Annotated in this window: 21 protein-coding genes; 11 read left to right on the top strand and 10 right to left on the bottom strand. The window is 72.6% G+C overall.

Annotated features, from left to right (window positions below):
• Nucleotide 1 precedes the first annotated feature (1 nt).
• Together AB0J64_RS33720 and AB0J64_RS33715 are read right to left on the bottom strand one after the other, a co-directional pair.
• Nucleotides 2–871: a TIGR03619 family F420-dependent LLM class oxidoreductase gene (locus tag AB0J64_RS33720; protein ID WP_364036038.1), complete on the bottom strand. Its 870-nt coding sequence runs from the start codon at nt 869–871 to the stop codon at nt 2–4.
• Nucleotides 868–2,115 carry an LLM class flavin-dependent oxidoreductase gene (locus tag AB0J64_RS33715; protein ID WP_364036035.1) on the bottom strand — a complete coding sequence of 416 codons (1,248 nt, stop codon included), beginning with the start codon at nt 2,113–2,115 and terminating at the stop codon, nt 868–870. The genes AB0J64_RS33720 and AB0J64_RS33715 overlap by 4 nt, the downstream gene beginning before the upstream one ends.
• A gap of 88 nt (nt 2,116–2,203) precedes the next feature.
• Here AB0J64_RS33715 and AB0J64_RS33710 point away from each other — a divergent pair, with 88 nt between their 5' ends.
• The 3 genes from AB0J64_RS33710 (at nt 2,204) to AB0J64_RS33700 (ending at nt 6,467) form a co-directional block, all read left to right on the top strand.
• Nucleotides 2,204–3,025 carry a TIGR03619 family F420-dependent LLM class oxidoreductase gene (locus AB0J64_RS33710; RefSeq protein WP_364036032.1) on the top strand — a complete coding sequence of 274 codons (822 nt, stop codon included), beginning with the start codon at nt 2,204–2,206 and terminating at the stop codon, nt 3,023–3,025.
• Nucleotides 3,026–3,034: 9 nt separating this feature from the next.
• Complete coding sequence (locus AB0J64_RS33705; protein ID WP_364036029.1) at nt 3,035–4,447, top strand: serine/threonine-protein kinase; 1,413 nt, start codon at nt 3,035–3,037, stop codon at nt 4,445–4,447.
• A 106-nt stretch (nt 4,448–4,553) separates the two neighbouring features.
• Nucleotides 4,554–6,467, top strand: coding sequence for a PASTA domain-containing protein (locus tag AB0J64_RS33700; protein ID WP_364036026.1), 1,914 nt, complete (start codon nt 4,554–4,556; stop codon nt 6,465–6,467).
• Between the two features lie 2 nt (nt 6,468–6,469).
• Here the strand turns inward: AB0J64_RS33700 and AB0J64_RS33695 are convergent, their stop codons facing one another.
• Nucleotides 6,470–7,693: a Gfo/Idh/MocA family oxidoreductase gene (locus AB0J64_RS33695; protein ID WP_364036023.1), complete on the bottom strand. Its 1,224-nt coding sequence runs from the start codon at nt 7,691–7,693 to the stop codon at nt 6,470–6,472.
• 98 nt (nt 7,694–7,791) lie between these two features.
• Here AB0J64_RS33695 and AB0J64_RS33690 point away from each other — a divergent pair, with 98 nt between their 5' ends.
• Nucleotides 7,792–8,889, top strand: a complete 1,098-nt coding sequence (locus tag AB0J64_RS33690; protein WP_364036020.1) for an ROK family protein — start codon at nt 7,792–7,794, stop codon at nt 8,887–8,889.
• Between the two features lie 6 nt (nt 8,890–8,895).
• On the opposite strand, the gene AB0J64_RS33685 is transcribed toward AB0J64_RS33690, so the two are convergent.
• Complete coding sequence (locus AB0J64_RS33685; protein WP_364036017.1) at nt 8,896–9,417, bottom strand: TetR family transcriptional regulator; 522 nt, start codon at nt 9,415–9,417, stop codon at nt 8,896–8,898.
• Nucleotides 9,418–9,516: 99 nt separating this feature from the next.
• Between AB0J64_RS33685 and AB0J64_RS33680 the strand changes: the two genes are divergently transcribed.
• Nucleotides 9,517–11,730 (top strand): MMPL family transporter, encoded by a 2,214-nt coding sequence (locus tag AB0J64_RS33680; protein WP_364036014.1) that lies wholly within the window; start codon nt 9,517–9,519, stop codon nt 11,728–11,730.
• Here AB0J64_RS33680 and AB0J64_RS33675 read toward each other — a convergent pair.
• From AB0J64_RS33675 to AB0J64_RS33665, 3 genes are read right to left on the bottom strand one after another with little or no spacing between them, the layout of a single operon-like run.
• Complete coding sequence (locus AB0J64_RS33675) at nt 11,727–12,038, bottom strand: hypothetical protein (RefSeq protein ID WP_364036011.1); 312 nt, start codon at nt 12,036–12,038, stop codon at nt 11,727–11,729. The two genes, AB0J64_RS33680 and AB0J64_RS33675, sit on opposite strands and share 4 nt — an antisense overlap.
• A gap of 50 nt (nt 12,039–12,088) precedes the next feature.
• Nucleotides 12,089–12,487: a carboxymuconolactone decarboxylase family protein gene (locus tag AB0J64_RS33670; protein ID WP_364036008.1), complete on the bottom strand. Its 399-nt coding sequence runs from the start codon at nt 12,485–12,487 to the stop codon at nt 12,089–12,091.
• A gap of 44 nt (nt 12,488–12,531) precedes the next feature.
• On the bottom strand, nt 12,532–13,620 hold the full coding sequence (locus AB0J64_RS33665) for an alcohol dehydrogenase catalytic domain-containing protein (RefSeq protein WP_364036005.1): 1,089 nt from the start codon (nt 13,618–13,620) through the stop codon (nt 12,532–12,534).
• Between the two features lie 151 nt (nt 13,621–13,771).
• Here AB0J64_RS33665 and AB0J64_RS33660 point away from each other — a divergent pair, with 151 nt between their 5' ends.
• Genes AB0J64_RS33660 through AB0J64_RS33650 form a run of 3 tightly spaced genes read left to right on the top strand, consistent with a single transcriptional unit; the run spans nt 13,772 to nt 18,340 of the window.
• Complete coding sequence (locus AB0J64_RS33660; RefSeq protein WP_364036002.1) at nt 13,772–15,001, top strand: ABC transporter substrate-binding protein; 1,230 nt, start codon at nt 13,772–13,774, stop codon at nt 14,999–15,001.
• Nucleotides 14,998–17,598 (top strand): ATP-binding cassette domain-containing protein, encoded by a 2,601-nt coding sequence (locus tag AB0J64_RS33655; RefSeq protein ID WP_364035999.1) that lies wholly within the window; start codon nt 14,998–15,000, stop codon nt 17,596–17,598. Before AB0J64_RS33660 ends, AB0J64_RS33655 begins: the two co-directional genes overlap by 4 nt.
• A gap of 1 nt (nt 17,599) precedes the next feature.
• Complete coding sequence (locus AB0J64_RS33650) at nt 17,600–18,340, top strand: ABC transporter ATP-binding protein (protein WP_364035997.1); 741 nt, start codon at nt 17,600–17,602, stop codon at nt 18,338–18,340.
• Here the strand turns inward: AB0J64_RS33650 and AB0J64_RS33645 are convergent.
• Nucleotides 18,332–19,054: a dienelactone hydrolase family protein gene (locus AB0J64_RS33645; protein WP_364035994.1), complete on the bottom strand. Its 723-nt coding sequence runs from the start codon at nt 19,052–19,054 to the stop codon at nt 18,332–18,334. The genes AB0J64_RS33650 and AB0J64_RS33645 overlap by 9 nt on opposite strands.
• An 87-nt stretch (nt 19,055–19,141) precedes the next feature.
• Between AB0J64_RS33645 and AB0J64_RS33640 the strand changes: the two genes are divergently transcribed.
• Entirely contained in the window at nt 19,142–19,942 is an 801-nt protein-coding gene (locus AB0J64_RS33640; RefSeq protein WP_364035991.1) for a helix-turn-helix transcriptional regulator, read from the top strand.
• Nucleotides 19,943–19,952: 10 nt separating this feature from the next.
• Here the strand turns inward: AB0J64_RS33640 and AB0J64_RS33635 are convergent, their stop codons facing one another.
• Nucleotides 19,953–20,834 carry a LysR family transcriptional regulator gene (locus tag AB0J64_RS33635; RefSeq protein WP_364035988.1) on the bottom strand — a complete coding sequence of 294 codons (882 nt, stop codon included), beginning with the start codon at nt 20,832–20,834 and terminating at the stop codon, nt 19,953–19,955.
• A gap of 73 nt (nt 20,835–20,907) precedes the next feature.
• Between AB0J64_RS33635 and AB0J64_RS33630 the strand changes: the two genes are divergently transcribed.
• Together AB0J64_RS33630 and AB0J64_RS33625 are read left to right on the top strand one after the other, a co-directional pair.
• On the top strand, nt 20,908–21,576 hold the full coding sequence (locus AB0J64_RS33630; RefSeq protein WP_364035985.1) for a type 1 glutamine amidotransferase domain-containing protein: 669 nt from the start codon (nt 20,908–20,910) through the stop codon (nt 21,574–21,576).
• An 88-nt stretch (nt 21,577–21,664) separates the two neighbouring features.
• Entirely contained in the window at nt 21,665–22,630 is a 966-nt protein-coding gene (locus tag AB0J64_RS33625) for an alpha/beta hydrolase (protein ID WP_364035982.1), read from the top strand.
• On the opposite strand, the gene AB0J64_RS33620 is transcribed toward AB0J64_RS33625, so the two are convergent.
• Nucleotides 22,608–23,651, bottom strand: coding sequence for a helix-turn-helix domain-containing protein (locus AB0J64_RS33620; protein ID WP_364035979.1), 1,044 nt, complete (start codon nt 23,649–23,651; stop codon nt 22,608–22,610). The genes AB0J64_RS33625 and AB0J64_RS33620 overlap by 23 nt on opposite strands.
• Nucleotides 23,652–23,707: the final 56 nt, after the last annotated feature.

The following is a 23,707-nucleotide window of genomic DNA, read 5'->3' as shown; positions in this document are numbered from 1 at the left end:
CTCAGAGCTTGGCGATGACCTCCTCGGCGAAGCGCTCCATGGTGGCGATCTTGAGCTCCAGCGTCCCTTCCCCGTACCTGGCCTTCTCCTCGGGGGTGGCCAGCCACCACGGCGCGGCCATGGTCGCGGTCACGCCCTTGGCGGCGAAGTGGCGGTACGTGTCGGCGTCCGGCAGCACCGCGAGCGGCGCCACGATGTCGAAGGGCTCGGTCCTGCCGCTCTCGGAAAGGTGCTGCCGCAGCGTGTCGAGCACGGTGTCGAGCTGCTCCTCCGTGTAGATCCGGTTCCCGAGCCACCCGTCACCCAGCCGGGCCGCCCGCCGCAGCGCGGCGTCGCTGTCGCCGCCCACGTAGACGGGGATCGGCCGGGCCGGGGTGGGGGAGATCGACAGCTCGGGGAGGCCGTCCAGCGTGACCGTCTCGCCGGCCCAGAGGGAACGGAGGACGGGGAGCATGGCGTCCAGGCGCCATCCACGCGTGTGGAAGTCCTGACCCGTGCCGACGAACTCCTCCTTGCACCACCCCACCCCCACCCCGAACGTCACCCGGTCCCGCGACAGCACCGCCGCCGTGGACACCTGCTTGGCCACGGTGAACAGGTCGCGGGCCGGGGCGATGTAGACGTTCGGGGAGAAGCGGAGCGAGGAGGTGACCGCGGCCATGGCGCCGATCGTGACCCACGCGTCCGGCCAGTGCGTACGCGCGTCCCAGCGCGGCCGCCCCGACCGCGAGTACGGGTAAGGAGTGGCGAAGTCGGCGTAGAACAGGTGGTCCGACAGCGTCAGCGTGTCGAACCCGCACCGCTCGGCCGCCCGCGCCAGCTCCAGGAACTGGTCGGTGTCGACGAACGAGGCCCCCAGCCAGAACCTCATTGGAACTCCGGGATGACCTTGGTGGCGAACAGCTCCAGGTTCCGCTTGACCGTGTCCAGCGGCAGCACGCCCTGCTGCCCCTGCATGTAGAGGCCGAACCACTCCAGGTCGGGCATCCGGTCGAGCATCCGCTGGATACCGCGCTTGACGTCGTCAGGGGTGCCGAACAGCGCCATCTCCACGTCGTTCATGCGCTTGGCGTCGCCCTTCTCCGGGGAGATGGGCTTGTGCTTCTCGTCCTCCTTCTTCCGCAGCACCTCCAGGTAGCCGAACGGCCCGAAGAAGGCGGCGAAGTCCTTGGGGATGCTGCGGCCGAAGGTGTTGATGGCCTCCTCGGTGGTGTCCGCGATGCCGACGATCTTGAGGATGCCGGTGTGCTCGCCCAGCTTGTAGTGGCGGCCCTGCTTGGCGGACTCCTCCTGGTACAGCTTGGCCTTGGCCGCGTGGTCGTCCGGGTTGGGGGTGAACATCCACGGCAGGATGTCCTCCTGGGCGGCCCTGATGACCGACCGGTCCGAGATCGTGAACGGCTGCCACAGCTCCGGGTGGGGGTTCTGGTACGGCCTGGGGCAGACGGAGACGGCCTGCACCTTCCCGTCCTCGGAGAGCTCGCCGGGCGCGCCGAACGTCCGGGTCCACTCCAGCGCCGGCCACCCCTCGATGCCGTCATACGGATAAGGCACCTGATAGTTCAGCACGTCCGACTTGTAGCGCAGTGTCTCCTGGGTCCACGCCAACTTCATGATCTTCAGCACCTCGCCGAAGACGTCGAAGTTCCGCGTGTCGGAGGCCGACCCGTCCGAACGCGCGGCCGCCGCGTGCCAGCGCTGGCCCAGCACGTTCATCCACCGGTTCTGGTAGCCGCGCGCCACCCCCAGCCGCAGCCGTCCCTTGCAGAACTGGTCGAGCAGGGCCACGTCCTCGGCCGCCCTGATCGGGTCCCAGGCGGGCAGCACCAGGCCGAGCGGCGCGAGCAGGATCCGCTCGGTCCTGGCGGCGAGGTCGGTGAGGAACATCAGCGGGTTGACCGAGAACTCCATGCCCTCCGAATGGAAGTGGTGCTCGGTCATCATCAGCGCGTCGAAGCCGAGCTGGTCGGCGTGCACGGCTATCTCCCGCACCTCGTGCAGCAGCTTCTGGTACGACTCGGTGTCGCGCCCGATGGGCCGTCTGGCCTTGGCGTTCTCCTCGGCCGCGTACCCGGAGCCGGGAATCTGCGGATTCAGGAAGATAGAAAACTTCACCGGGAACCTCTTTCCGCGGGACGGTCTTCTGCAAGGTACTCTGGAAATCTTAACCGAGCAATCGCTTGGTTAACGAGGAGGAGATCGCATGAGGCTCGGGGTCACGATGTTCGTCACGGATCTGGCCATGCCGGTCCAGGACCTCGCCAGGGCGGCGGAGGAGCGCGGCTTCGACTCCCTCTACGTGCCGGAGCACACCCACATCCCGGTCTCGCGCCGTACGCCTCCCGCGGCGGGCCAGGACGAACTGCCGGAGGAGTACAAGCGCACGCTCGACCCGCTCGTGGCCCTCTCCTTCGCCGCCGCCGCGACGCGGCGGCTGCGCGTCGGGACCGGCGTCCTGCTCGCCGCGCAGCGCGACCCCATCGTGACCGCCAAGGCCGTCGCCACGCTCGACCACCTGTCGGGCGGCCGGGTCGTGGTCGGGGTCGGCTTCGGCTGGAACGTCGAGGAGATCGAGAACCACGGCGTCCCGTACGGCCGCCGCCGCGAGGTGGCCAGGCGGAACGTGCTCGCCATGCAGGCGCTGTGGCGGGACGAGGTGGCCTCGTTCGACGGGTTCGAGCCGTCCTGGTCCTGGCCCAAGCCGCGCAACGGGCCACCGGTGTACGTGGGCGGCGCCGTGGGGCCGAAGCTGTTCGCCCAGGTCGCCGAGTACGCCGAGGGCTGGATGCCGATCGGCGGCAAGGGCATCAGGGCGGCGCTGCCGATGCTGCGTGAGGCGTGCGAGAAGGCGGGTCGGCCGATGGCCAAGGTGATCCCGTTCGGGACGATGCCGACCAGGGAGAAGCTCGACTACTTCGCCGAGCTGGGCATCGAGGAGGCGGTGGCCACGCTCCCCAGCGGCCCCGCGGGCACGGTGCTGCCGATCCTCGATGACTATGCGAGGCTGATCGAAACCCCGGCATAATCGAAAGATATGTCCGCACTCCGAGCCGATGACCCGCGACAGCTGGGGTCGTACCGGTTGTCGCGCAGGCTCGGCCAGGGCGGTCAGGGCGTCGTCTACCTCGGCCACTCCGAGCAGGGCGCCCAGGTCGCGGTCAAGCTGCTGCACGCGAGCCTGTCCGGCGATCCGGACGTGCGGCGCAGGTTCCTGGGAGAGGTCGAGGCGGTACGCAGGGTGGCCGCGTTCTGCACGGCCCAGCTGCTCGACGCCGACCTCGAAGGCGACCGCCCGTACCTGGTCAGCGAGTACGTCGAGGGCCCCTCGCTCCTGGAGCACGTCGTCGCCAAGGGGCCGCGCCTGGGCGGCTCGCTCGAGCGGCTGGCCATCGGCACCGCCACCGCCCTCGGGGCCATCCACCGGGCCGGCGTCGTGCATCGCGACTTCAAGCCGCACAACGTGCTGCTCGGGATCGACGGCCCGCGAGTGATCGACTTCGGCGTGGCCCGGCTCATGGACACCGCGGCCACGACTGCCGCGGTGCCCGTCGGCACCCCGGCCTACCTCGCGCCCGAGCGCATCAAAGGTGAGATCGCCGGGCCGCCCGCCGACCTGTGGGCCTGGGGGCTGACCGTCGTCTACACCGCCACGGGGCGGCACGCGTACAAGGCGGACACCTACCAGGAGGTCCTGGCGAGGATCCTGTACGGCAAGCCGGACCTCGGCACGCTGACCGGGCGGCTGCGGGAGATCGTGGAGTCCTGCCTGGCGCCGGAGCCGGGGGACCGGCCCGACGCGGAGGAGGTGCTGCGGCGGCTGCTGGGGCAGGCGGCGGGCGGCGACGTGCTGTCGTCGGGCGCGCAGGCCGCCGTCGGCGCCACCCGCTCCGCGCCGGCCCCGACCTCAGGCGATCCCGCCACGGCCGGGCTGCGGCTGGTCATGGAGAGCGCGCCGCCCGGCGACTCCGGGCGGATCATGGACCCCGACCCCACCACGAGCTTTCCCGCCGTCGCGCGCGACACCGCCACGAAGAGCCCGGCGCGCAGGCGGGTGCGGCCCTGGCAGCTGGGCGTGGCGGCGATCGGGGTGGCCATGGCGGTGGCCGGGTTCGTGTTCTGGTGGCGCGGAGCGGAGGGGCCGGGGCTGGAAGGCACGTGGACGGGCTCCGCCGAGCACTTCACCGCGCACCGGGTCTTCCCCGTGGAGCTGCGGATGGGCTCCGACGGCGGGGCGATGCGGTGGGGAGCGGACCTGCACTGCTCCGGGCGGCTCACGCGCAGCGGGCGCGGTGCGGTCTTCACCCTCGATCAGGTCACGGGGAGCGAGTGCTATCCGGGAACGCTGCGGATGTTCCCGATGTCCGACTCGAACCGGATGGCCATCAAGGTGACGCGCCAAGGTAAGGACGAAGTGACGTATTCGGGCACGGTCGCACGGGCTTCTTGACCAGCTGTGTCACGGTCAGGCGGCGATTGCCGTGCGCACCGTTGACTGAAGGCGGCCCGTTGCTTTCAGTAGAGAGCAGGAAGGGTGGCGGCGAGGGGAGGCGCCCGTGCCGACGGCGCAGCCGCTCAGAACGGGGGACCCCCAGCGACTCGGTGAGTACGACCTCTCCGGACGGCTGGGCGAGGGCGGACAGGGCACGGTGTTCCTCGGTTCGCGGGGCGGGGAGACGTACGCGGTCAAGCTGCTGCACGGACCCGTCGGCGACGAGCGGGCGGCGTTCCTGCGGGAGGTCGAGCTGGCCAAGCACGTGGCGAGGTTCTGCACGGCCCAGGTGGTCGACGCCGGGTTCGACGAGGGCCGGGCGTACATCGTGAGCGAGTACGTCGACGGCCCCTCGCTGCACCGGGAGGTCGCGCTCACCGGGCCGCGCAGGGGCGGCGCGCTGGAGCGGCTCGCGGTCAGCACGGCCACCGCGCTGGCGGCGATCCACCGGGCGGGGATCGTCCACAGGGACTTCAAGCCGCAGAACGTGCTGCTCGGCTCCGACGGGCCGCGCGTGATCGACTTCGGCCTGGCCAGGGCGCTGGACGCGGCGGCCACGGTGAGCGGGCGGGGGGTGGGCACGCCCGCGTACATGGCGCCCGAGCAGATCACCGCGTCGGCCGTCACGGGGGCGGCGGACGTGTTCTCGTGGGGCGCCACCATGTGCTTCGCGGCCAACGCCACGGCGCCGTTCGGACAGGACTCGGTGGCGCCGGTGCTGCACCGCATCCTGACCGCGGCGCCCGAGCTGGGACGTCTGGACGGGCGGCTGCGCACGCTGGTCGACGCGTGCCTGGACAAGGACGCGCGAAACCGGCCCACCAGCAGGGACCTGCTGTTCGAGCTGCTGGGCGACGGGAACGAGGTGCCGGCCGAGGTGCTGAGCACGCCCCCGCCGCACATCCTGCGGGCCACTCCGCCGCTGGTGCCCGAGCAGCGCTCGGCGCCCTCCGAGCCCCGCACGCCCGTCGCCCAGCCCGAGGCCACGGGGACGCCCGGCGGCTACCGGTTACCGGACACCCGGGAGGGCAGCGGCCCGATGGAGCCGGTGACCTACGCCCCGTCGACGCGGAGACGCGGCTGGTCGCGGGCGGTCATCGCGGTCTGCGCGGCCCTGTGCGTCACGGCCGCCGTCCTGCTCACCACTCTCGTCCCCGCGATGAACAAGGACCCCGAGGTCCAGCCGTCCCAGGCGGCCGGCCCGTCGGTCCCCCCGCACTCGGACCCCGTGAAATCCCGTTCCCCGGCCGATCGGTCGTCCCCGGCCGCGCCGGAGAAGACGCAGGAGCGCGATCCCGCCGGTGGCTCACCGGTGGGACACCCGGTCACGGTCCCGGTCCCGCCCTTGACGGGGATGGACAAGAGCGCGGCGGCGAAGGCGCTGAAACGGGCCGGGCTCGTTCTGGGCCCCGTCACCGAGCTCGACTCACCCGAGAAGATCGGCCAGGTCCTGGCCGCCGAGCCCGCCCCGGGCACGGCGGTGGCCAAGGGCAGCACGGTCTCCCTGCAGGTGTCGGCGGGGCTGCCCGTGCCCGCGGTCACGGGGCTGCAGCTCAAGGCCGCCGAGTCCCGCCTGACCGGCGCGGGCCTGGCGGTCGGCGCCGTCACCCGCTCCTGCACCGACCAGCCGGACGGCCAGGTGCTCTCCACACAGCCCAAGGCGGGCAGCCGCGTCACGGGCGGCACCCCGGTGGCGCTCACGGTGGCCCGCAACGGCGTCCCGGTGCCCTCGGTCGTCGGCCGGTCCCTGGAGGACGCGCGGGCGGCGCTGACCGCGGCGGGCCTCTCGGCACGGTCGAGGGGACAGGTGGTGGACGACGAGTCCCGGGTGGGCACGGTCCTCAGCCAGACCGTCCAGCCGGGCACGTGCGCCGAGCCCGGCAGCGCCGTCGTGATCGTGTTCGGCCTGGCGGCCCAGTCAGGTCCCGACCCCAACGAGCCTCCGGAGACCCCGACAGGCACGATCGCCGGCGAGTGACCTCATCGCGCTTCGAGCGTGACGGTCTCGCCGTGCAGCCGTGACCTCTCGGCGGCCCAGGCGATGAGATGGCTGTGCAGGCTGGCCCTCGGCGAGGAGAGGATCGAGGAGCGGTCCCTGGTGGCGACCGCCGCCAGGAACGCGTCCACCAGCCCTTCGTCACCGCCGCCGTGGCCGCCACCCGCCGTTGAGTCGCCTGTGGGGCGGGTGTCGATCGTCTCGGCGCGGCCGGTGACGAAGTCGTGGACGGTCAGCCGCTCGCCGTCCCCCTCGATCGAGCCGCGGGTGCCGAAGATCCGCGTCTGCCGGTGGAGCGACGGGGTGAAGGCGGTCATGGTGAACGACGCGGTCGTGCCGCCCTCGAACTCCATGTTCACGACCTGGTGGTCGACCACGTCGTTGTCGCAGGCGTACACGCATCTGCCGTACGGGCCCGTCCTGAGCGCCTCCAGGACGCCCGCCTCGGAGACGTCCTCGGTGAGCACCGACAGCGGCCACACCTCGCGCCCGGCAAGCGGGAGGTAGATGCGCCTGGCCGAGTACGGGCACGCCGCCTCGACCGGGCAGTCCAGGCAGCGGTCGGCCGCGCCCTCCGGGCGGTTCTCCGGGCGGAAGTGCTTGAGACCGCCGAACGACGACACGCGCGTGACCTGCCTGCCCGTGAGGTACACCAGCCAGTCGAGGTCATGGCACGACTTGGCGAGCAGCATGAACGTGGACTCGTCGGCCCGCCGCCAGTTGCCCCGCACGTACGAGTGGGCCTGGTGCCACCATCCGACCGGCTCCAGGTGCTGGATGCTGACGATCTCCCCGATCCTGCCCTCGTCCAGCAGCCTCTTCAGCACCCGCGTGTACGGCGTGTACCGCAGCACGTGGCAGACGGCGAAGACGGCGTCGGAGCGTTCGGCCGCCGCCACGATGCTCCGGCAGTCCTCCTCGGAGACCGCCATCGGCTTCTCCAGCAGGATGTCGTAGCCCAGCTCGGCGAGGCGCACCGCGGGCTCGACGTGGTCCCTGTCCTGGGTGGCGATGATCACCGCGTCCGCCAGGCGGGGCCGCGCGGCCAGCTCGCGCCAGTCCGCGTACTGCGCCGCCCCGGGGAACCTGTCGCGGCGGGCGTCCAGCGGATCGGCCACCGCGACCACCCGTGCCTGGCCGCTTTCGACGGCGTGGCGGGCGTACGAGGCCCCCCGCGAACCCGCGCCCACGACGGCGAGCGTGACCATGGCGCCTCCACATATGGAACCAGTTAACGTATGTCGGGCCGATGCTAAGATCCTGGCTGCCCTTCGTCAACATAGAGTTATGGGGAAAGGTCTCATAAGTGACGGAGCTCCGCCCGGGTGACGCCTCGCTGCTGCGCAAGGTGAACACCCAGCTCACGCTGAGGGCCCTGCGCCGCGAGGGCGTGGCCACGCTGACCCGGCTCGGCCGCGTCACCGGCCTGTCCAGGCAGACGGTGGAGACGGTCCTCGACGAGCTGGGCGAGCGCGGCTACGTCAGGGAGGTGCCGCCGGACGAGGGCGCGATGGGCCGGCCCGCGCGGCGGTTCGGGTTCCGCGCGGACGCCGGTTACGTGATGGGCGTGGAGGTCGGCGGCGACGCGATCGTGGCCGCCCTGGCCGATCTCAACGGCGAGGTGATCGCCTGGGAGCGGGCCGCCGTCCCCGGCGACGCCGCGGCCCACGAGCGGCTGGAGGCGGCCCGGCGCACATCGCTGGCCTGCGTGGACGGCGCGGGCGTCGCGCACAGGCGGGTGTGGGCGGTGGCCGCGGGCACGCCGGGCATCGTGGACCGCACCGGGCGGGTGTCGCTGTCGATCACGTTGCCCGGCTGGACGGGCGTGGACCTGGCGGGGCTGGCCGGGCGCTGGTTCGGCTGCGCCGCGCTGGCGGCCAACGACGCCAACCTCGCCGCGCTCGCGGAGCACTGGCGCGGCAGCGCGCAGCACGCCTCCGACGTCGTGTACGTGCTCATCGGCCACCGGGCGGGCGCGGGCATCCTGATCGGCGGCCGGCTGCATCAGGGGCGCAACGGCGCGGCCGGCGAGATCGGCACGCTGCGCCAGGTCGGCTGGGAGGACGCCGCCCGAGAGCTGGTCAAGGACACCTCGGCGGCGGAGGCGTTCGAGGCGGCGCTGGCGGGGGATCGCGACGCCGTCCGGCGGGTCGACCGCTACGCCGCGAGCCTGGCGATCGGCGCCTCCGCGCTCGCTCTGGCCGTCGACCCCGATCTGCTGGTGCTCGGCGGCGGCCACGCGCGGGCCGGCGACGTGCTGCTCGAGCCGCTCCGCCGCCACCTCGCCGAGCTCTGCGTGAGCGTGCCGGAGGTGGTGGCGTCCACGTTCGGGGACGAGGCCGTGGCGCTGGGCGCGGTACGCCTCGCGCTCGACCACGTGGAACGCGAGGTCCTCGGGCTCTAGAAGGCTCTAGAAGCCGCGACAGGCCTCCAGCAGCACGTCGCGGACCTCGTCCTCGGGCAGGTCCGTCGTCCTGACCGCGCCCCACTGCAGCGCGCCGAGCAGGGCCCAGCTCTTGAGCCGGGTCCTCGGATCGGGGTCGTCGCCGGCGAGCCTGGCGAAGATCTCGTCACGGAAGGACCTGACCGTCGCGCGCTCCGAGTCCGGCGAGCCTGGGTCCTCGGCGGCCAGATCCTCCATGAACAGGCGGATCACCGAGCGGTAGCGCACCGCGAACGTCACCAGCGCCTCGACGAACGCCTTCCTGTCGGGGAAGTCGGTTCCGAGCAGCGCCAGCATGTCGTCGGCCGCCGGGGCGAGCAGCTCGTAGGCCAGGCGGTCCTTGGGGTGGAAGTGGTAGGCGACGGCGGTCTTGGTCAGGCCCACGGCCGCGGCGATGTCGGCCAGGGAGGTGCCCGCGTAACCTCGCTCGGCGAACAACTGCCTGGCCGCGGCCAGGATCCGGCTCCGGGTGTCGTCGGGTGTGGTCATCGTCTCATTTCCGGTGTGATCCATCCCATCCGGATATTTCCTGCTTTATCGTAGTCCTGTACGACCGTACAGGACGGCCGTCGAAAGGGACTTCAGGCGATGACGCGGTTTCTTGGGCGGCTGGGCGGCTGGTGCGCGCGGCACGGCCGGTTGGTGCTGGCGGCATGGGTGGTCATGGCGGCGGCGCTGATGGGCGGGAGCCTCGTGCTCGGCAGCCCGGTCAGCAACGACGTGTCGATCCCCGGCACGGACGCGCAGCGGGCGCACGATCTCATGAAGACCGGCTTCGGGCCGGGCTACGACCCCGGTGGCACGGTCCAGCTCGTCCTCTACTCCGCCGACGGGCCGCTCATCGACAAGCGGCGCAAGCAGGCCGTGGAGGACACCCTGGTGCGGCTGCGCGCCATGCCGCACGTCGTGCAGGTGGACACGCCGTTCCGGCGCGGCGGCATCGCCTCCAACCTGCAGATCGGGCTCATCGGCATCCGCATGCAGGGCCACGACAGCACCAAGCCCGCCGAGAACACCCGCGCCCTGTCGAAGGCGGCGGACCCGGCGCGGGCCGCCGGGATCGAGGTGGTGGCGGCCGACAGCTCCACGCCCGCCGACAAGGAGATCAAGACCGGGCCCAGCGAGATCATCGGCGTGGTGTGCGCGCTGCTGGTGCTGGTGTTCGCGTTCGGGACGCTGGTGGCGGCGCTGGTGCCGATCTTCACGGCCCTGGTCAGCGTCGCCTCGGGGCTCGGCGTGATCGGGCTGCTCGGGCACGTGCTGGACGTGCCCAAGCAGGCGGGCATCATGGCCACGATGATCGGCCTGGGCGTGGGCATCGACTACGCGCTGTTCCTGCTGTCCAGGCACCGGCGGCTGCTCGCGGACGGGGTGCCGGTCGTGGAGTCCGTACGGCGTACCGTGGCGAGCTCGGGCGGGGCCGTGGTGTTCGCGGGCGGCACGGTGATGATCGCGCTGAGCGCGCTCATGCTGGGCGGGTTCCCGCTGCTGGCGACGCTGGGCTGGATCACCGGCATCTCCGTCATCGCCGCCGTGCTGACCTCGGTCACGCTCGTCCCCGCCCTGCTCGGGCTGCTCGGCCATCGGATCAACGCGCTGAAGGTGCCTTTCCTGCGAGGTGGCGGCTCGTCGGGCACCGGATGGGCGGGCCTGGGTTCGTGGGTGGCGCGCCGGCCGTGGCGGGTGCTGCTCGGCAGCGTGGTGGTGCTGGGCCTGCTCGCGGCCCCGGCGCTCGCGCTGAAGCTCGGGCCGCTCGACGACGGGTACGGCACACAGGGCTCGGAGCCCAGGCGCGCCTACGAGCTGATGGCCACCGGCTTCGGCCCCGGCGCCAACGGCGCGCTGATCGTGGTCGCCGAGCTGCCCTCCCAGGTGGCCGACCCGAAGGATCCCATCGTGGACCAGGTCGCCCGCGAGGTGCAGGACGTCGACGGCGTCGCGCACGTGGCCACTCCCAAGGTCAACTCCTCGGGCCGCTCGATCCTGCTGCAGGTCGTCACCGACTACGCCCCCAGCGACACCCGGGCGGCCGACGTGGTCAAGGACATCAGGGCCATCTCGCTGCCCGGGGTGAGCGTGCACGTGGGCGGCAAGGTGGCGGCCATGACCGACGCGGGCACCCGGATGTCGGAGCGCACCCCGCTGGTCATCGGTGTGGTGGTGCTGCTGAGCGCCCTGCTCCTGCTGCTCGCCTTCCGCGCTCCTGTCGTCGCGGTGAAGGCCGCGGTGATGAACCTGATCTCGCTCGGCGCCGCCTTCGGCGCGCTGGCCCTGGTGTTCTCGATCGGCCTGGGCAGCGCTCTGGTGGGCATGGACGCCCCCGCCGGCTCCCACGCCCTGCAGACGCTCTTCTTCTCGGTGCCGATAGAGAGCTATGTGCCGCTGATGCTGTTCGCGGTGCTGTTCGGGCTGTCGATGGACTACGAGGTGTTCCTGCTGACGGCGGTGCGGCAGGCGTACCAGCGGCACGGGGACAACGCGCGGGCCGTGGCGGAGGGGCTCGGCTCGACGGGGCGGGTCATCACCTCGGCCGCCCTGATCATGGTGGCCGTGTTCGTGGCGTTCATCGCGTACCCGGACCCGATGGTGAAGACGTTCGGAGTGGGGCTGGCGGTGGCCATCGCGGTGGATGCCACGATCATCAGAGGGTTCCTGGTGCCGGCGACGATGGTGCTGCTGGGACGGCTCAACTGGTGGTGCCCGCGCTGGCTGGACCGCCTGCTGCCGAACCTCTCGGTGGAGGGCCACGAGGAGGACAGCCCGGAGCCGCAGCGTCCCGAGCCGGTCAAACTGGGGGTTTAGTCGGCGTCGACGAGGTCGCAGGCGGCGACCCAGCCGGCCGCGCCGGTGGTCGCGTTGCGGCCGTGGTGCCACAGGACGCTGTCGAACCAGGCGCAGCGGTAGGGCTCGCGCTCCTCCGACCGGTCCGACACGAAGCCCTCGCCCGGATTGCCGAGGCCGACGCGGGGGGAGCCGGCCCGTGGCTCGCTCCAGATGATCACGCCCTGGCCGGCGAAGTCGTACAGGCTGGCGGCCCGCGCGGCCTGGGCCGGCGCCAGGCCGGTCAGGGCCGCGAGCAGGGTGGCCGTGGTGGCCCGCCGGATCCGCACCTCGCGTCTCCTCTCCGAGATCGTCAGTCACTCAGAGTAGTGGAGAGGTGTCAGTTCTCGATCGGAAGGAGGCCGCGTTCGGCGAAGACCTTCTTGGCCACGAAGGTCGCGTTCAGCGCGCGCGGCATGCCGCAGTAGCCGGCGGCGTGCAGGAACGCCTCGACGATCTGGGCCGGGGTGATCCCGACGTTCAGTGCGGCGTTGACGTGCACCTCGAGCTGGGGTTCGCAGCCGCCCAGGGCGGTCAGCATGCCCAGGGTGATCAGCTGCCGGTCGCGGGGCGGCAGCGTGGGGCGGGAGTAGATCTCGCCGAAGCCCCAGGCGACGATCTGGTGGGCGAGCTCGGGTGAGACGTCCGCGAGCGCGTCGATCACCCGCTGCCCCGCCTCGCCGTCGATCTGGTTGAGCACCGCCAGGCCCTGCTCGTACTTCTCTTGTCGTGTGGTCATGTGATCCACGCTAGGCGTTGGAGCGCGCTCTGACGCAAGCCCGGTCAGAACGTGATGATCGTACGGGCGACCGAGCCCTCCCGCACGTGGGCCACCGCCTCGTTGATCTGGTCGAGCGGCAGGCGTTCCGAGATGAGGCTGTCGAGGTCGAGGCGGCCGCTCAGGTACTGGTCGGCCAGCATGGGCAGGTCGCGGTGGGGCGCGGCGTCGCCGCCCTGGGTGCCCATGAGGCGGCGCGAGGCGAACAGCAGGCCGGGGTCCAGCTCCACCGGCTTGCCCTGGGGCGGGCTGCCCACCATGACCGTGGTGCCGCCGGACCGGGTCGCGGCGAAGGCGCTCGACAGGACGCCGGGGGCGCCCGTCGCGTCGAAGGCGTAGTCGACGCCGCCCTTCACCACCTCGTCCACCTGGCGGGGGAGGTCGTCCGCGAGGATCGTGTGGGTGGCGCCGAAGCGTTCGGCCAGCTTGAGCTTCTGCTCCGCCACGTCGGCGGCCACGATGGTGGTGGCGCCCGCGAGCACCGCGCCCTGGATGACGTTGAGCCCCACTCCGCCGCAGCCTACGACGAGGACGGCGGCGCCGGGCGGGACCCTGGCGACGTTCAGCACGGCGCCGACGCCGGTGACGACGCCGCAGGCCAGCAGGCACAGGGCGTCCAACGCCGCATCGGTGGTGACCTTCACGCACATGGTCTCGGCGACGACGGCGTACTCGGCGAACGACCCGATGCCGATGAACCGGCGCGTCTCCTCACCGTCCAGCGTGATCCTGGGGGCCCCGCCCATGACCGCCTGCAGCCTGGCGGGGCCCGAGCACAGATGGAAGCGGCCGGCCCCGCAGTTGCGGCACCGCCCGCAGGGGCCGTTCATCGAGATGATGACGTGGTCACCGGGCCGGACGCCGGTGACGCCCGCGCCGACGCTCTCCACCACGCCCGCGCTCTCGTGCCCGAGGATGAACGGCAACCTGCTCACCACCGGGCTCTTGCCGTCGATGGCCTTGAGGTCGGAGCCGCACACGCCGGACGCCTTGATCCGCACGCGGACCTCGCCGGGGCCGGGGTCGGCGATCTCGACCTCGCGGATCTCCATGGGGGCGTGGAACCTGGTCAGCACGGCCGCGCGCATCAGCATGCGCCACACGGTAACCCGGTCTCATGATTGCGAGCAAGCGGTTGCTCGGGTAGACCGTTGACACCCCCGCGGCCCGAATTTACGCTCAGCGCAAAACCCAAGCGAGCGCTAGGCCAAATAGTGGGAGGCCAGGATGGTACGGCGGGTCGCGGTGGCACTCACAGTAACGTTGCTCGTCTCCGGGTGCGCGGCCCAGCAGAAGAGCGCGGCCGGCCCGGCGAAAGACGGCGCGGCGCCCGGCGTGACCGACACGGCGATCAAGGTCGGCGGCGTGCTGACCAAGACCAGCGCCAGCGGCTACTCCACCAAGGACGCGGAGATCGGGGCGAAGGCCAGGTTCGAGCGGGCCAACGCCGAGGGCGGCGTGCACGGGCGCAAGATCGAGTTCGTGGGGGCCGAGGACGACGGCCAGGACGCGGCCAAGGGCGACGCGGCGGCCAAGAAGCTCGTGCAGAAGGACCAGGTGTTCGCCCTCGTCCCCGTGCACGCCCCCAACTTCGGCGGCGCCGCCTTCCTCGAGCAGCAGGGCGTGCCGTGGTTCGGCTGGGCGACGGGCCCGCAGTGGTGCGGCACCAGGACCGGCTTCGGCTACAACGGCTGCCTCGCGCCCAAGCAGGGGGCGGGCTCGCAGACGTGGTGGGGCAGGCAGCTGGCCGACCTGCTCGGCGGCGCCGAGGGCAAGTCCGTCTACGTGCAGACCTCCGACTCCAGCGGCAGCAAGTACGGCGGCACCACGATCTCCCAGTCGTTCGCCGCCGCCGGTTTCAAGCTGGTCGGCGTGAACTCCGGCCTCCCGGCCGCCGCGCCGCCTCCTGACTGGCTCCCGTACGTCAACAAGATCATGACCTCGAACGCCGGCCAGGCCCCCGACGTCGTGGTCTCCGTGATCGCCGGCACCAAGTTCAACGTCGGCCTGTACTCGGCGCTCAAGCGGGCCGGCTACAAGGGCGTGCTGACCGACGCCACCAGCTACGACGCCGCCATACTCAAGGACCAGGCCAGCGCGCAGGCCCTGGAGGGCGTGATCGCGGCGCCCATGTTCGAGCCGTTCGAGTCCACGGCGCCCGAGATCGCCCGCCTCAAGCAGGACGTCGAGAAGGTCGCGCCGGGCGCCGTGCTCACCCAGCACATGGCGATCGGCTACTGGTCCGCTGACATCTTCCTCGACATGCTGAACAAGACCGGCAAGGACCTCACCCGCGAGAAGTTCCTGGCCACCGGCAACGGCGACTACCTCTACGAGAACGCCGGGTTCGGCAGGATCCAGTACCCCAAGGACCACAGCGAGCCGAACGGCTGCGGCGCCCTGGTCAAGCTGGTGCACGGCGCCTTCCAGGTGGCCAAGAGCATGAAGTGCTTCGACAACGTGCCGCTGAAATGATCGTCGGCTACGTGCTCAGCGGCCTGGTCACCGGGGCGATCTTCGCGGTCATGGGATCGGGCCTGACGCTCTCGTACGCGGCGACCGGCGTGTTCAACTTCGCCCACGGCGCCATCGGCTTCCTGACCGCCCTGCTGTTCTACGAGCTGAACGCGGCGGCCGGGCTGCCCGCGTGGCTGTCCGCCCTGGTGTCGGTGGCGCTGTTCGCGCCCGCGCTCGGGTACGCGCTGCACAGGACCATGTTCGGCGGGCTCGCGCAGGCGGGCGAGACCGCGCAGATCGTCGCCACGATCGGCCTGACGATCGCGCTGCCCGCGCTGGGCCTGCTGGTCGTGGACCTGGCCGGGCTGCCAAGCGCGGACGCGACCTCGCTGCCGCGCGGCATCGGGCCGCACCCGGCGCTCTCCTTCGACGTGCTGGGCGCCCGGCTGGACACCGACCAGCTCATCACGTTCGGCTTCTCGGCGGTGGCCGCGCTCGGGCTCTGGCTGTTCATGCGGCATTCCCCGTACGGGCTGCGCATGCGGGCGACCGTGGACCGGCGCCGCCTGGCCACGCTCCGGGGCATCGACGCGGCCGCCACCTCGGCGCTGGCCTGGATGCTCGGCTCGGGACTGGCCGGGCTCGCCGGGGTGCTGGCCGTGTCCGTGCTGGGGCTGGACGCGACGGCGTACACGGTGCTGCTGTTCGCCTCGGCCACGGCGGCGGTGTTCGGGCGGCTGCGGTCGATCCCGTGGACGTTCGCCGCCGGGCTCGCGCTCGGCGTGATCCAGAACCTTGTCGCCGGCTACACCGACTTCCTCGAGGAGGTCACGGGCCTGCGCACGGCCGTGCCGGTCATCCTGCTGTTCGCCGGGCTGGTCCTGCTGAACCGGTCGCGGGAGCGGGTCGCGGGCAGCGCCGCCGAGGACGCGCCGCCGCCCGACCACCTGGCGGGGCTGCCGCCCTGGCGACGGCGGCTGCCGTGGGCGGTGGGCCTGGTCGCGCTGCTGGCGTTCACCTTCCTCGCGTCCGAGTACTACGTGGGCGTGGCCGCGCAGGGGCTGGTGCTGGCGCTGATCTTCTGCTCGTTCGTGGTGGTGACCGGGATCGGCGGCATGGTGAACCTGGCCCAGGCCGCCTTCGCCTCGATGGCGGCGTTGACCTGCGGGTGGGCGTTCTCCTCCGGGCTACCGTTCTTCGCGGCGATCCTGCTGGGCGTGGCTGCGGCGGCCGCCGCGGGGATGCTGGTGGCGCTGCCCGCGCTGCGCCTGGGCGGGCGGGTGCTGACGCTCGCCACGCTGGCCATGGCGCTGCTGGCCGACCAGGTGCTGTTCCAGGTGGACGCGTTCAGCAACGGGACCATCGGCTGGCCGCTGCCCGCGCTCGGGCTCGGCTTCGCGGACACTTCGGACGCCCGGGTGCGGGTGGTGGTGCTGCTCGTGCTGATCGCGGGGGTCGCCCTGCTCGTACGGAACCTCGAAAGGTCCGCCTCCGGGCGGGCGATCCTGGCGGTCCGGTCGGCGCCGGCCGCGGCCACGACGTCGGGGCTGTCGGCGCCCCGTACGAAGATCATGCTGTTCGCGCTGGCCTCGGCGATCGCCGGGCTGGGCGGGGTGCTGTTCGCCGTCTCCAAGGGGTCGATCACCGCGACCGACCTGCCGGCGTTCTCCGGGTTCGTGTGGCTGGCCGTGGTCGTGCTCCAGGGCGTGCGGCGCGTCGGCGGCGCGGTGCTCGGCGGCCTGATCGCGGTGGCGGTGCCCGAGCTGCTCGCCGCCTGGGGCGTGTCCGCGCACGTCGGGGCCATCCTGTTCGGGGCCGGCGGGATGGTGCTGGCCAGGCATCCCGACGGGGTGCTCACCCAGCTCGCCGGGCTGCGCCAGCGCCGCCGTGCCCCGTTGGAGCCTGGGCCGTCGCTCCCTCCCGTGCGGGCTGACGGGCCGCTGTTCAGGCTGGAGGGCGTCGTCGCCGGTTACGCGGACTGCACCGTGCTGCGCGGCGTGGACCTGGCCGTCAACCCCGGCGAGGTGGTCGCGCTGCTCGGCGCGAACGGCGCGGGCAAGAGCACGACCTGCGCGGCGGCCGCCGGCGACCTGCCCGTCACCAGCGGCAGGATCCTGCTGGGCGGCGAGGACGTCACGGCCTGGCCCGCCCACCGCAGGGCACGGGCCGGCATCCTGCTCGCGCCCGAGGGCAGGGGCGTCTTCCCAGGGCTCACGGTGGAGGAGAACCTGCGGACCTGGCTGGCCGACCCCGCTCCCGTCTACGAGCGCCTGCCCCGGCTCGCCGAGCGCCGCAACGTGCCCGCCGGCGCCCTGTCCGGCGGCGAGCAGCAGCTGCTCACGCTGGCTCCGGCGCTGGTGCGGCCGCCACGGGTGCTGATCGCGGACGAGCCGTCGCTGGGGCTGGCGCCGATGGTGGTGCGGCAGGTGTTCGACGTCTTCGCCGAGCTGCGTTCCCGCGGGGTGGCGCTGCTGCTCGTCGAGGAGAAGGCCACCGAGGCGCTGGCCGTCGCCGACCGGGTGGCGTTCATGCGGCTGGGCCGCGTCACCTGGGCGGGGCCGCGTGCGGACGTGGACAGCGAGCGGCTGACCGCCGCCTACCTGGGGGTGCGGTGACATGCTGGCCGTGGAGGGCGTGTCGGTGGCGTTCGGCGGGGTCAGGGCGCTGGACCAGGCGTCGTTCGAGGTCGCCGGAGGTCAGGTCTGCGGCGTGATCGGGCCGAACGGCGCCGGGAAGACGACGCTGTTCGACGTGGTGTCCGGGCTGCGCAGGCCGAGCGAGGGGCGGGTCAGCGTGGCGGGCCGGGACCTGACCGGCGTGTCCCCGGTCAGGCGGGCCAGGGCCGGGGTGCGGCGCACGTTCCAGCGGACCCAGGTGTTCGGGCGGCTCACCGTCGCGGACAACGTGCTGGCCGCGCTCGACTGGCACGGCGGCGGTGGCGGGCTCGCCGCCGACCTGGTCGCCTGGCCCGCCCGGCGGCGGCTCGAGCGGGAGCGCGGCGAGCGCGTGGCCGAGGTGCTGGAGCTGTGCGGGCTCACCCCGCTGCGCGACGCGTACGCCGCCGCCCTCCCCGTCGGGCAGCGCCGGCTCGTCGAGCTGGCCAGGGCCCTCGCCGACCGGCCCCGCCTGCTGCTGCTGGACGAGCCCACCTCGGGCCTGGACGCCTCCCAGACGGCCCGCCTGGGAGAGGTCGTCAAGGCCCTGGACACGACCGTGCTGCTGGTCGAGCACGACATGGGCTTCGTCATGGACACGTGCGACCGGATCGTCGTGCTCGACCTCGGCAAGGTGATCGCCACCGGCACGCCGGGCGAGATCAGGGAGGACCCGGTCGTCCGGGCCGCCTACCTAGGATGAGTGGCGCTCGGTGAACGACAGGATGCGGCGCCAGGCGTCCTGGCAGGCATCCGCCCACTCGGCGTACGAGCGGTCGAAGAACGAGTGGGGCGCGCCGTCGTAGACGACCTTCTCGTGCTCCGTGCCGGCCCGGTCCAGCGCGGCCTCGAACGACGCGAAGTCCTCGGGCGTGGAGACCTGGTCCGCGCCGGCCAGCAGCATCAGGACAGGCGCGCCCGGCCCGGTCTTCGGCTCGTCGATGGCGCGCAGCGCGCCGTAGAAGCCGATGCCGCCCGCCAGGCCGTTCCCCTCGTACGCCTGCCGCCACGACTGGGCGCCGCCCATGCAGAAGCCCACCGTGAACACCGGGCCGTCCAGGGCCTCGGTGGCCGCTCTCGCGTCGGCCCGCACGTGGTCGCTGTGGAGCTGCTTGACATGCGTCATGTAGTCGAACTCGTCGCCCCGATCGCCCATCCCGGCCGTGCGGCCGAAGTAGTCGATCGCGATCGTACGGAAGCCCGCCTCGGCGAAGCGCACGGCGAGGTCGCGGTAGTACGGGTGCAGCCCGCGCACGTCGGGCAGGATCACCACGCTGCGCCCGTTCGGCTCGGCGGGCTCGGCCCGGTAGGCGAGGAACCGGTTGCCGTCGGCGGCGGTCAGCTCTGTCTGCTCATGAGAGGCCACCTCGCCCTGGATCGGCGGGGCGGGCGGCCGGCTGTCGGTGGAATGGCACATGAGGGCAGCATGCCCGTCACGACCCCCGGTATCCAGGTACTCGCAGTGGCAGGTTGCACGTGTCCCGGCCCGGCAGACTTATCCCCTATGAACCGGGAACTCGGGGCATTTCTCCAGGCTCGCAGGAACGAGGTCACGCCCGAGGACGTGGGGCTGGCGAGCGGGCCGCGCAGGCGGGTGCGCGGGCTGCGCCGCGAGGAGCTGGCCGAGCTGGCGGGCATCAGTGTCGAATACCTCGTACGCCTGGAGCAGGGGCGGACCTCCCAGCCGTCCACGTCCGTGATCGAGTCGCTGGCCACGGCGCTGGACCTGAGCGAGGCCGAGCGGGCGCACCTGTTCGACCTGGCCGCGCCACGGCCCCGCAGGTCGCGGCCGTCCGGCGGGGCGCGGCGGGAGCTGGCGCAGCTCATGGAGCGGATGACGGACATCCCGGCCCTGCACACCGACCACCGGCTCGACCTGCTCGCCTGGAACCGGCTGGCCGCCGCTCTCTTTCCCGGCCTCTGCCACCCCGGCGCCAACCTGGCCAGATACAACTTCCTCTCCGAGCCCGGCATCTACGCGGACCGCGAGGAGGTGCTCCGGGCCACGGTCGGGCAGCTCCGCCTCGCCACCGGCCGCCACCCCGACGACCCCGCGCTGACCGCCCTGATCGGCGAGCTGTCGGTACACAGCCGGCGCTTCCGCACGCTGTGGGCCGGTCGCGTCGTCAAGGAGCGCGCCAACGGGGTCAAGCGGTTCACGCATCCGGTGGTGGGCGAGCTGGTGCTGCGGTACGAGACCTTCGATCTGCCGGGCGGATCGGGGCAGCGGCTCATGCTGCTCCACCCCGAGCCGGGCGGCGCCGACGAGGAGTCGCTGCGGCTGCTCGCCTCGTGGTCGGCCTAGGACGTGGGAGCTAGTACGTGGGAGCGGAGCGGAACGCCTCGATGAGGTGCGCCCGTACCCGCGCCACCGCGGGCCTCGCCAGCGCGCCTGAGCGGACGGCCAGGTAGCCGGTGTTGATGGGCGCCTCGTCGGGCTCGGCCAGCGTGACCAGGGTGCCCGCCGCCAGGTCGCGGCGGCACAGGTAGGCGGGCAGGACGGAGACGCCCATCCCGGCCCTGACGGCGCTGAGCACGCCGCGGAGGTCGGGAATGACGACCTGGGCGGCCATCGAGGGCCGCCGGCCGAACACCGTGCGCCAGTAGCGGCGCACGATGGGCAGGTCCTCGGCGTAGGCCACCAGCGGCACGCCCGCCAGCTCCCTCGGCCCGGTGCCGGGAAGCGCCAGGGAGGGGGCGGCGACCAGCAGGAACTCCTCGTCGTAGACGGGGTCCGCCTGCACGCCGCGCACCCGGGGCCGGATCGTGGAGAGCACCAGGTCCAGCCGCCCGGCCGCGAGGTCCGCCAGGAGGTCGTCCGAGAGCCCGAGCGTGGTCCGCAGCCGCAGCCCCGAGCGCACCAGCGGGGCGAGCATCGGCATCACCTCCTCGCACAGGAACTCGGCGGGCCCGCCCAGGTGCACGGCCGCGTCCGAGGGCAGCTCCGACTCGACCACCTCGTCCAGCGAGTCGAGCGAGGGCGCCACCCGGCGGGCCAGCTCGTCGGCGGCGGGCGTGGGCGCGACCCCGCGCGCCAGCCGGTCGAACAGCGGCCGGTCCAGCACCGACTCCAGCGTCTTGACCTGCGCGGTCACGGCCGGCTGCGACAGGCCGAGCGTCTGCGCGGCGGCCGTGAGTGACCCGGTCCTGTACACCGCGAGGAAGGTCCGCAGCAGGTCGAGCGAGAGAGGCGACATATCACTATTCTGATAGCTCAAGCGCTGCTTCGTTATTTGTGGCTGATGGCTGCGCGGGGCGATGCTGTGAGGCATGAGCAAGCGCATCCTGATAGCACTGACCAGCAATGACGACCTCGGCGGCGTCGAGCGGACCGGCTATTACGTGCCGGAGGCCGCCCACCCGTGGGAGATCTTCCGCAAGGCCGGATACGAGGTGGACGTGGCCAGCGTGCGGGGCGGGCAGCCGCCCCAGGACGGGTTCGACCCGGACGACCAGGCCCAGGCAGACTTCGTCGCCCTCGTCGAGCAGCAGGGCACCGGCCGCCTGGCCGACGCCGACCCCTCCCGCTACGACGCCGTGCTCTACGCCGGAGGCCACGGCACCATGTGGGACTTCCCCGACGATCCCGACGTCATCCGGGTCGGGCGCGAGGTCTACGAGGCAGGCGGCGTGGTGGCGGCGGTCTGCCACGGCCCGTCGGCGCTGGTGAACCTGACCCTGTCCGACGGCTCCTACCTGGTAGCGGGCAAGCGGGTGGCGGCGTTCACCAACGAGGAGGAGAAGCTGCGCGGCGTGGCGGACGTGGTGCCGTTCCTGCTGGCGGACAAACTGGTGGAGCGGGGCGCCCAGCACGAGCCGGGCGCGAACTGGCAGGCCCAGGTCGTGGTGGACGGCCGCCTCGCCACCGGCCAGAACCCGGCCAGTGCCACGCCCCTCGCGGAGCGCGTACTCGAGGTGCTCGCCGAACGGCGGGCCTGAGGAGCGCAATCGCCGCCGGATGGCGGCTTGTGTGCCGCGGCGCGGGCTCCGAGCATCGAAGGGTAGCCATCCGTAGACGGGAGATCCCATGGCATTCCACCCCAACCTCGATCCGGAGATCCGTGCCGCGCTCGAACGGACGCCGCTCCCGACGTTCGACGTCGCGGAACTGACGCCGGAGGCGCTACCGGGGCACCGGGCGCAGGTCAACGCCTTCCTCGCCGCCGCCCCGCCCGCCGACACCGACGTGGTGATCGAGGACCGTCACGTTCCGGGGCCCGAGGGCGCCCCTGATGTGCGCGTACGGATCTACCGTCCGGCGGCGGACGGCGAGGGGCGGCCGGGGCTCTACTGGATCCACGGCGGTGGAATGATCATCGGCACGCCCGAGATTGACGAGGCCATGATGATCGGCTACGTCGAGGAGCTCGGATGCGTGGCGGTCTCGGTCGACTACCGGCTGGCGCCGGAGAACCCGCATCCCGCGCCGGTCGAGGACTGCTACGCGGGGCTGGTGTGGACCGCCAAGTCGGCGGCCGAGCTGGGCATCGACCCGGCGCGGATCGTGGTCGGCGGCGCCAGCGCGGGCGGCGGGCTGGCCGCGGCGACCGTGCTGCTGGCCCGCGACAGGGGCGGCCCCGACATCGCGTTCCAGCTGCTCGTCTGCCCGATGCTGGACGACCGCAACATCACCCCGTCCAGCCACCAGTTCACCGAGGCCGTGGTGTGGGACAGGACCGCGAACCTCTTCGGCTGGACCGCCCTGCTCGGCGACCGCATCGGCACCGACGACGTGCCCCCGTACGCGGCCCCGGCGAGGGCCCAGGACCTGGCCGGGCTGCCTGCGGCGTTCATCGACGTCGGCGAGCTGGAGGTGTTCAGGGACGAGGACCTCGACTACGCGCTGCGGCTGTCGCAGGCGGGGGTGTCCACCGAGTTCCACCTCTATCCGGGGGCCTTCCACGGGTTCGACGGGATGGTCCCGGACGCCGCGCTCAGCAAGCGGGCGAGGGCGGCCCGGCTGGCCGCGCTCAAGCGCGCGTACCGGCTCTGAGGTTGGCGCGGAGGCGCATCAGGGCGAGGGCGAGGTGGGCGCGCAGGCGTCCGGCCGGGTCGGCGAGCGAGAAGCCCAGCACGGACTCGGCGCGGGCGACGCGCGCGGCCATCGAGCTGTGATGCAGGTGCATGGCGGTGGCCGCGCCGCGCACAGAACCCGCCAGGCAGAGCGCCCGTACCGCCGCGACGGCCTCGTCGCCGAGCCGCTCCATGGCCTGGACGTCGGCCAGCCCCGCCACCGCGGGCTCCGGCAGGTCGGCGAAGAGCGCCAGCGCGCCCAGGTCCGACCAGCGCATCACGCGGTCGTGCGGGCCGGTGAAGCGGAGCGCGGTCCGCGCGCCGGCCCACGACTCGGCCGCCCGCTCGCCGGGCAGCTCGGGGCCGATCCCCACCCGCGACCCGTCCGGAAGCTCGCTGGGCAGCGTCGTGGCCACCAGCACCGCCTCGGTGTCGCCGATCGTCGTGGCGCGTACCTGGTGGCCCATCGCGCGCAGGCCCGAGGCCAGGCCCCGGTCGGGCAGCGCGATGGCGAGGGCCTGGAGCGGGGTGGACGGGGCGAAGCCGAGCAGGCGCAGCGCGCGGGCGCGTTCGGCCTCGCCGGTCTCGGCCGACAGCACCAGCTCCACCAGCGCGGGGTCCCGCCCTGAACGCTCCAGCGCGGCCGCGCGTTCCAGGGTGACCTCCGCCGCCACCGCGTACCGCTCGAGGACGATCTCGTCGAGCCCGTGCGGCACTCCCTCGCGCTCCATCCAGACGGCCCCGAGCCCGTCGCTCAACTCTCTGACCTGGGCTGGGACGTCCGCCGGCGTGTCCACGGCACCGCCGGGCGACGTGCGGAAGCGGCGGCCCGTGGCCGCGTCGAGCAGCCCGATCGGGCACTGCGCCAGCCGGGCCGTGGCCGCGAGCAGCACGGGCACGCTCACGTGGTCGCGAAGCAGCGAGTCGAAGTAGGCGATGACCCGCACCGCGCTCTCCGCGTCCGCGTCGAGCGTGGAGAGCCGCAGCAGCAGTCCCTGCATGGCCACCACACTATGCCGGAATGCGACTGTTCGAGTTACCAAGCGTGCGCTAGGTT

The sequence above is a fragment of the Nonomuraea sp. NPDC049695 genome (genome assembly GCF_040674955.1).
Lineage (GTDB): Bacteria > Actinomycetota > Actinomycetes > Streptosporangiales > Streptosporangiaceae > Nonomuraea > Nonomuraea helvata.
The sequence above is the reverse complement of the archived record's forward strand: the minus strand, read 5'-3'. Positions and strand labels throughout refer to the sequence as shown.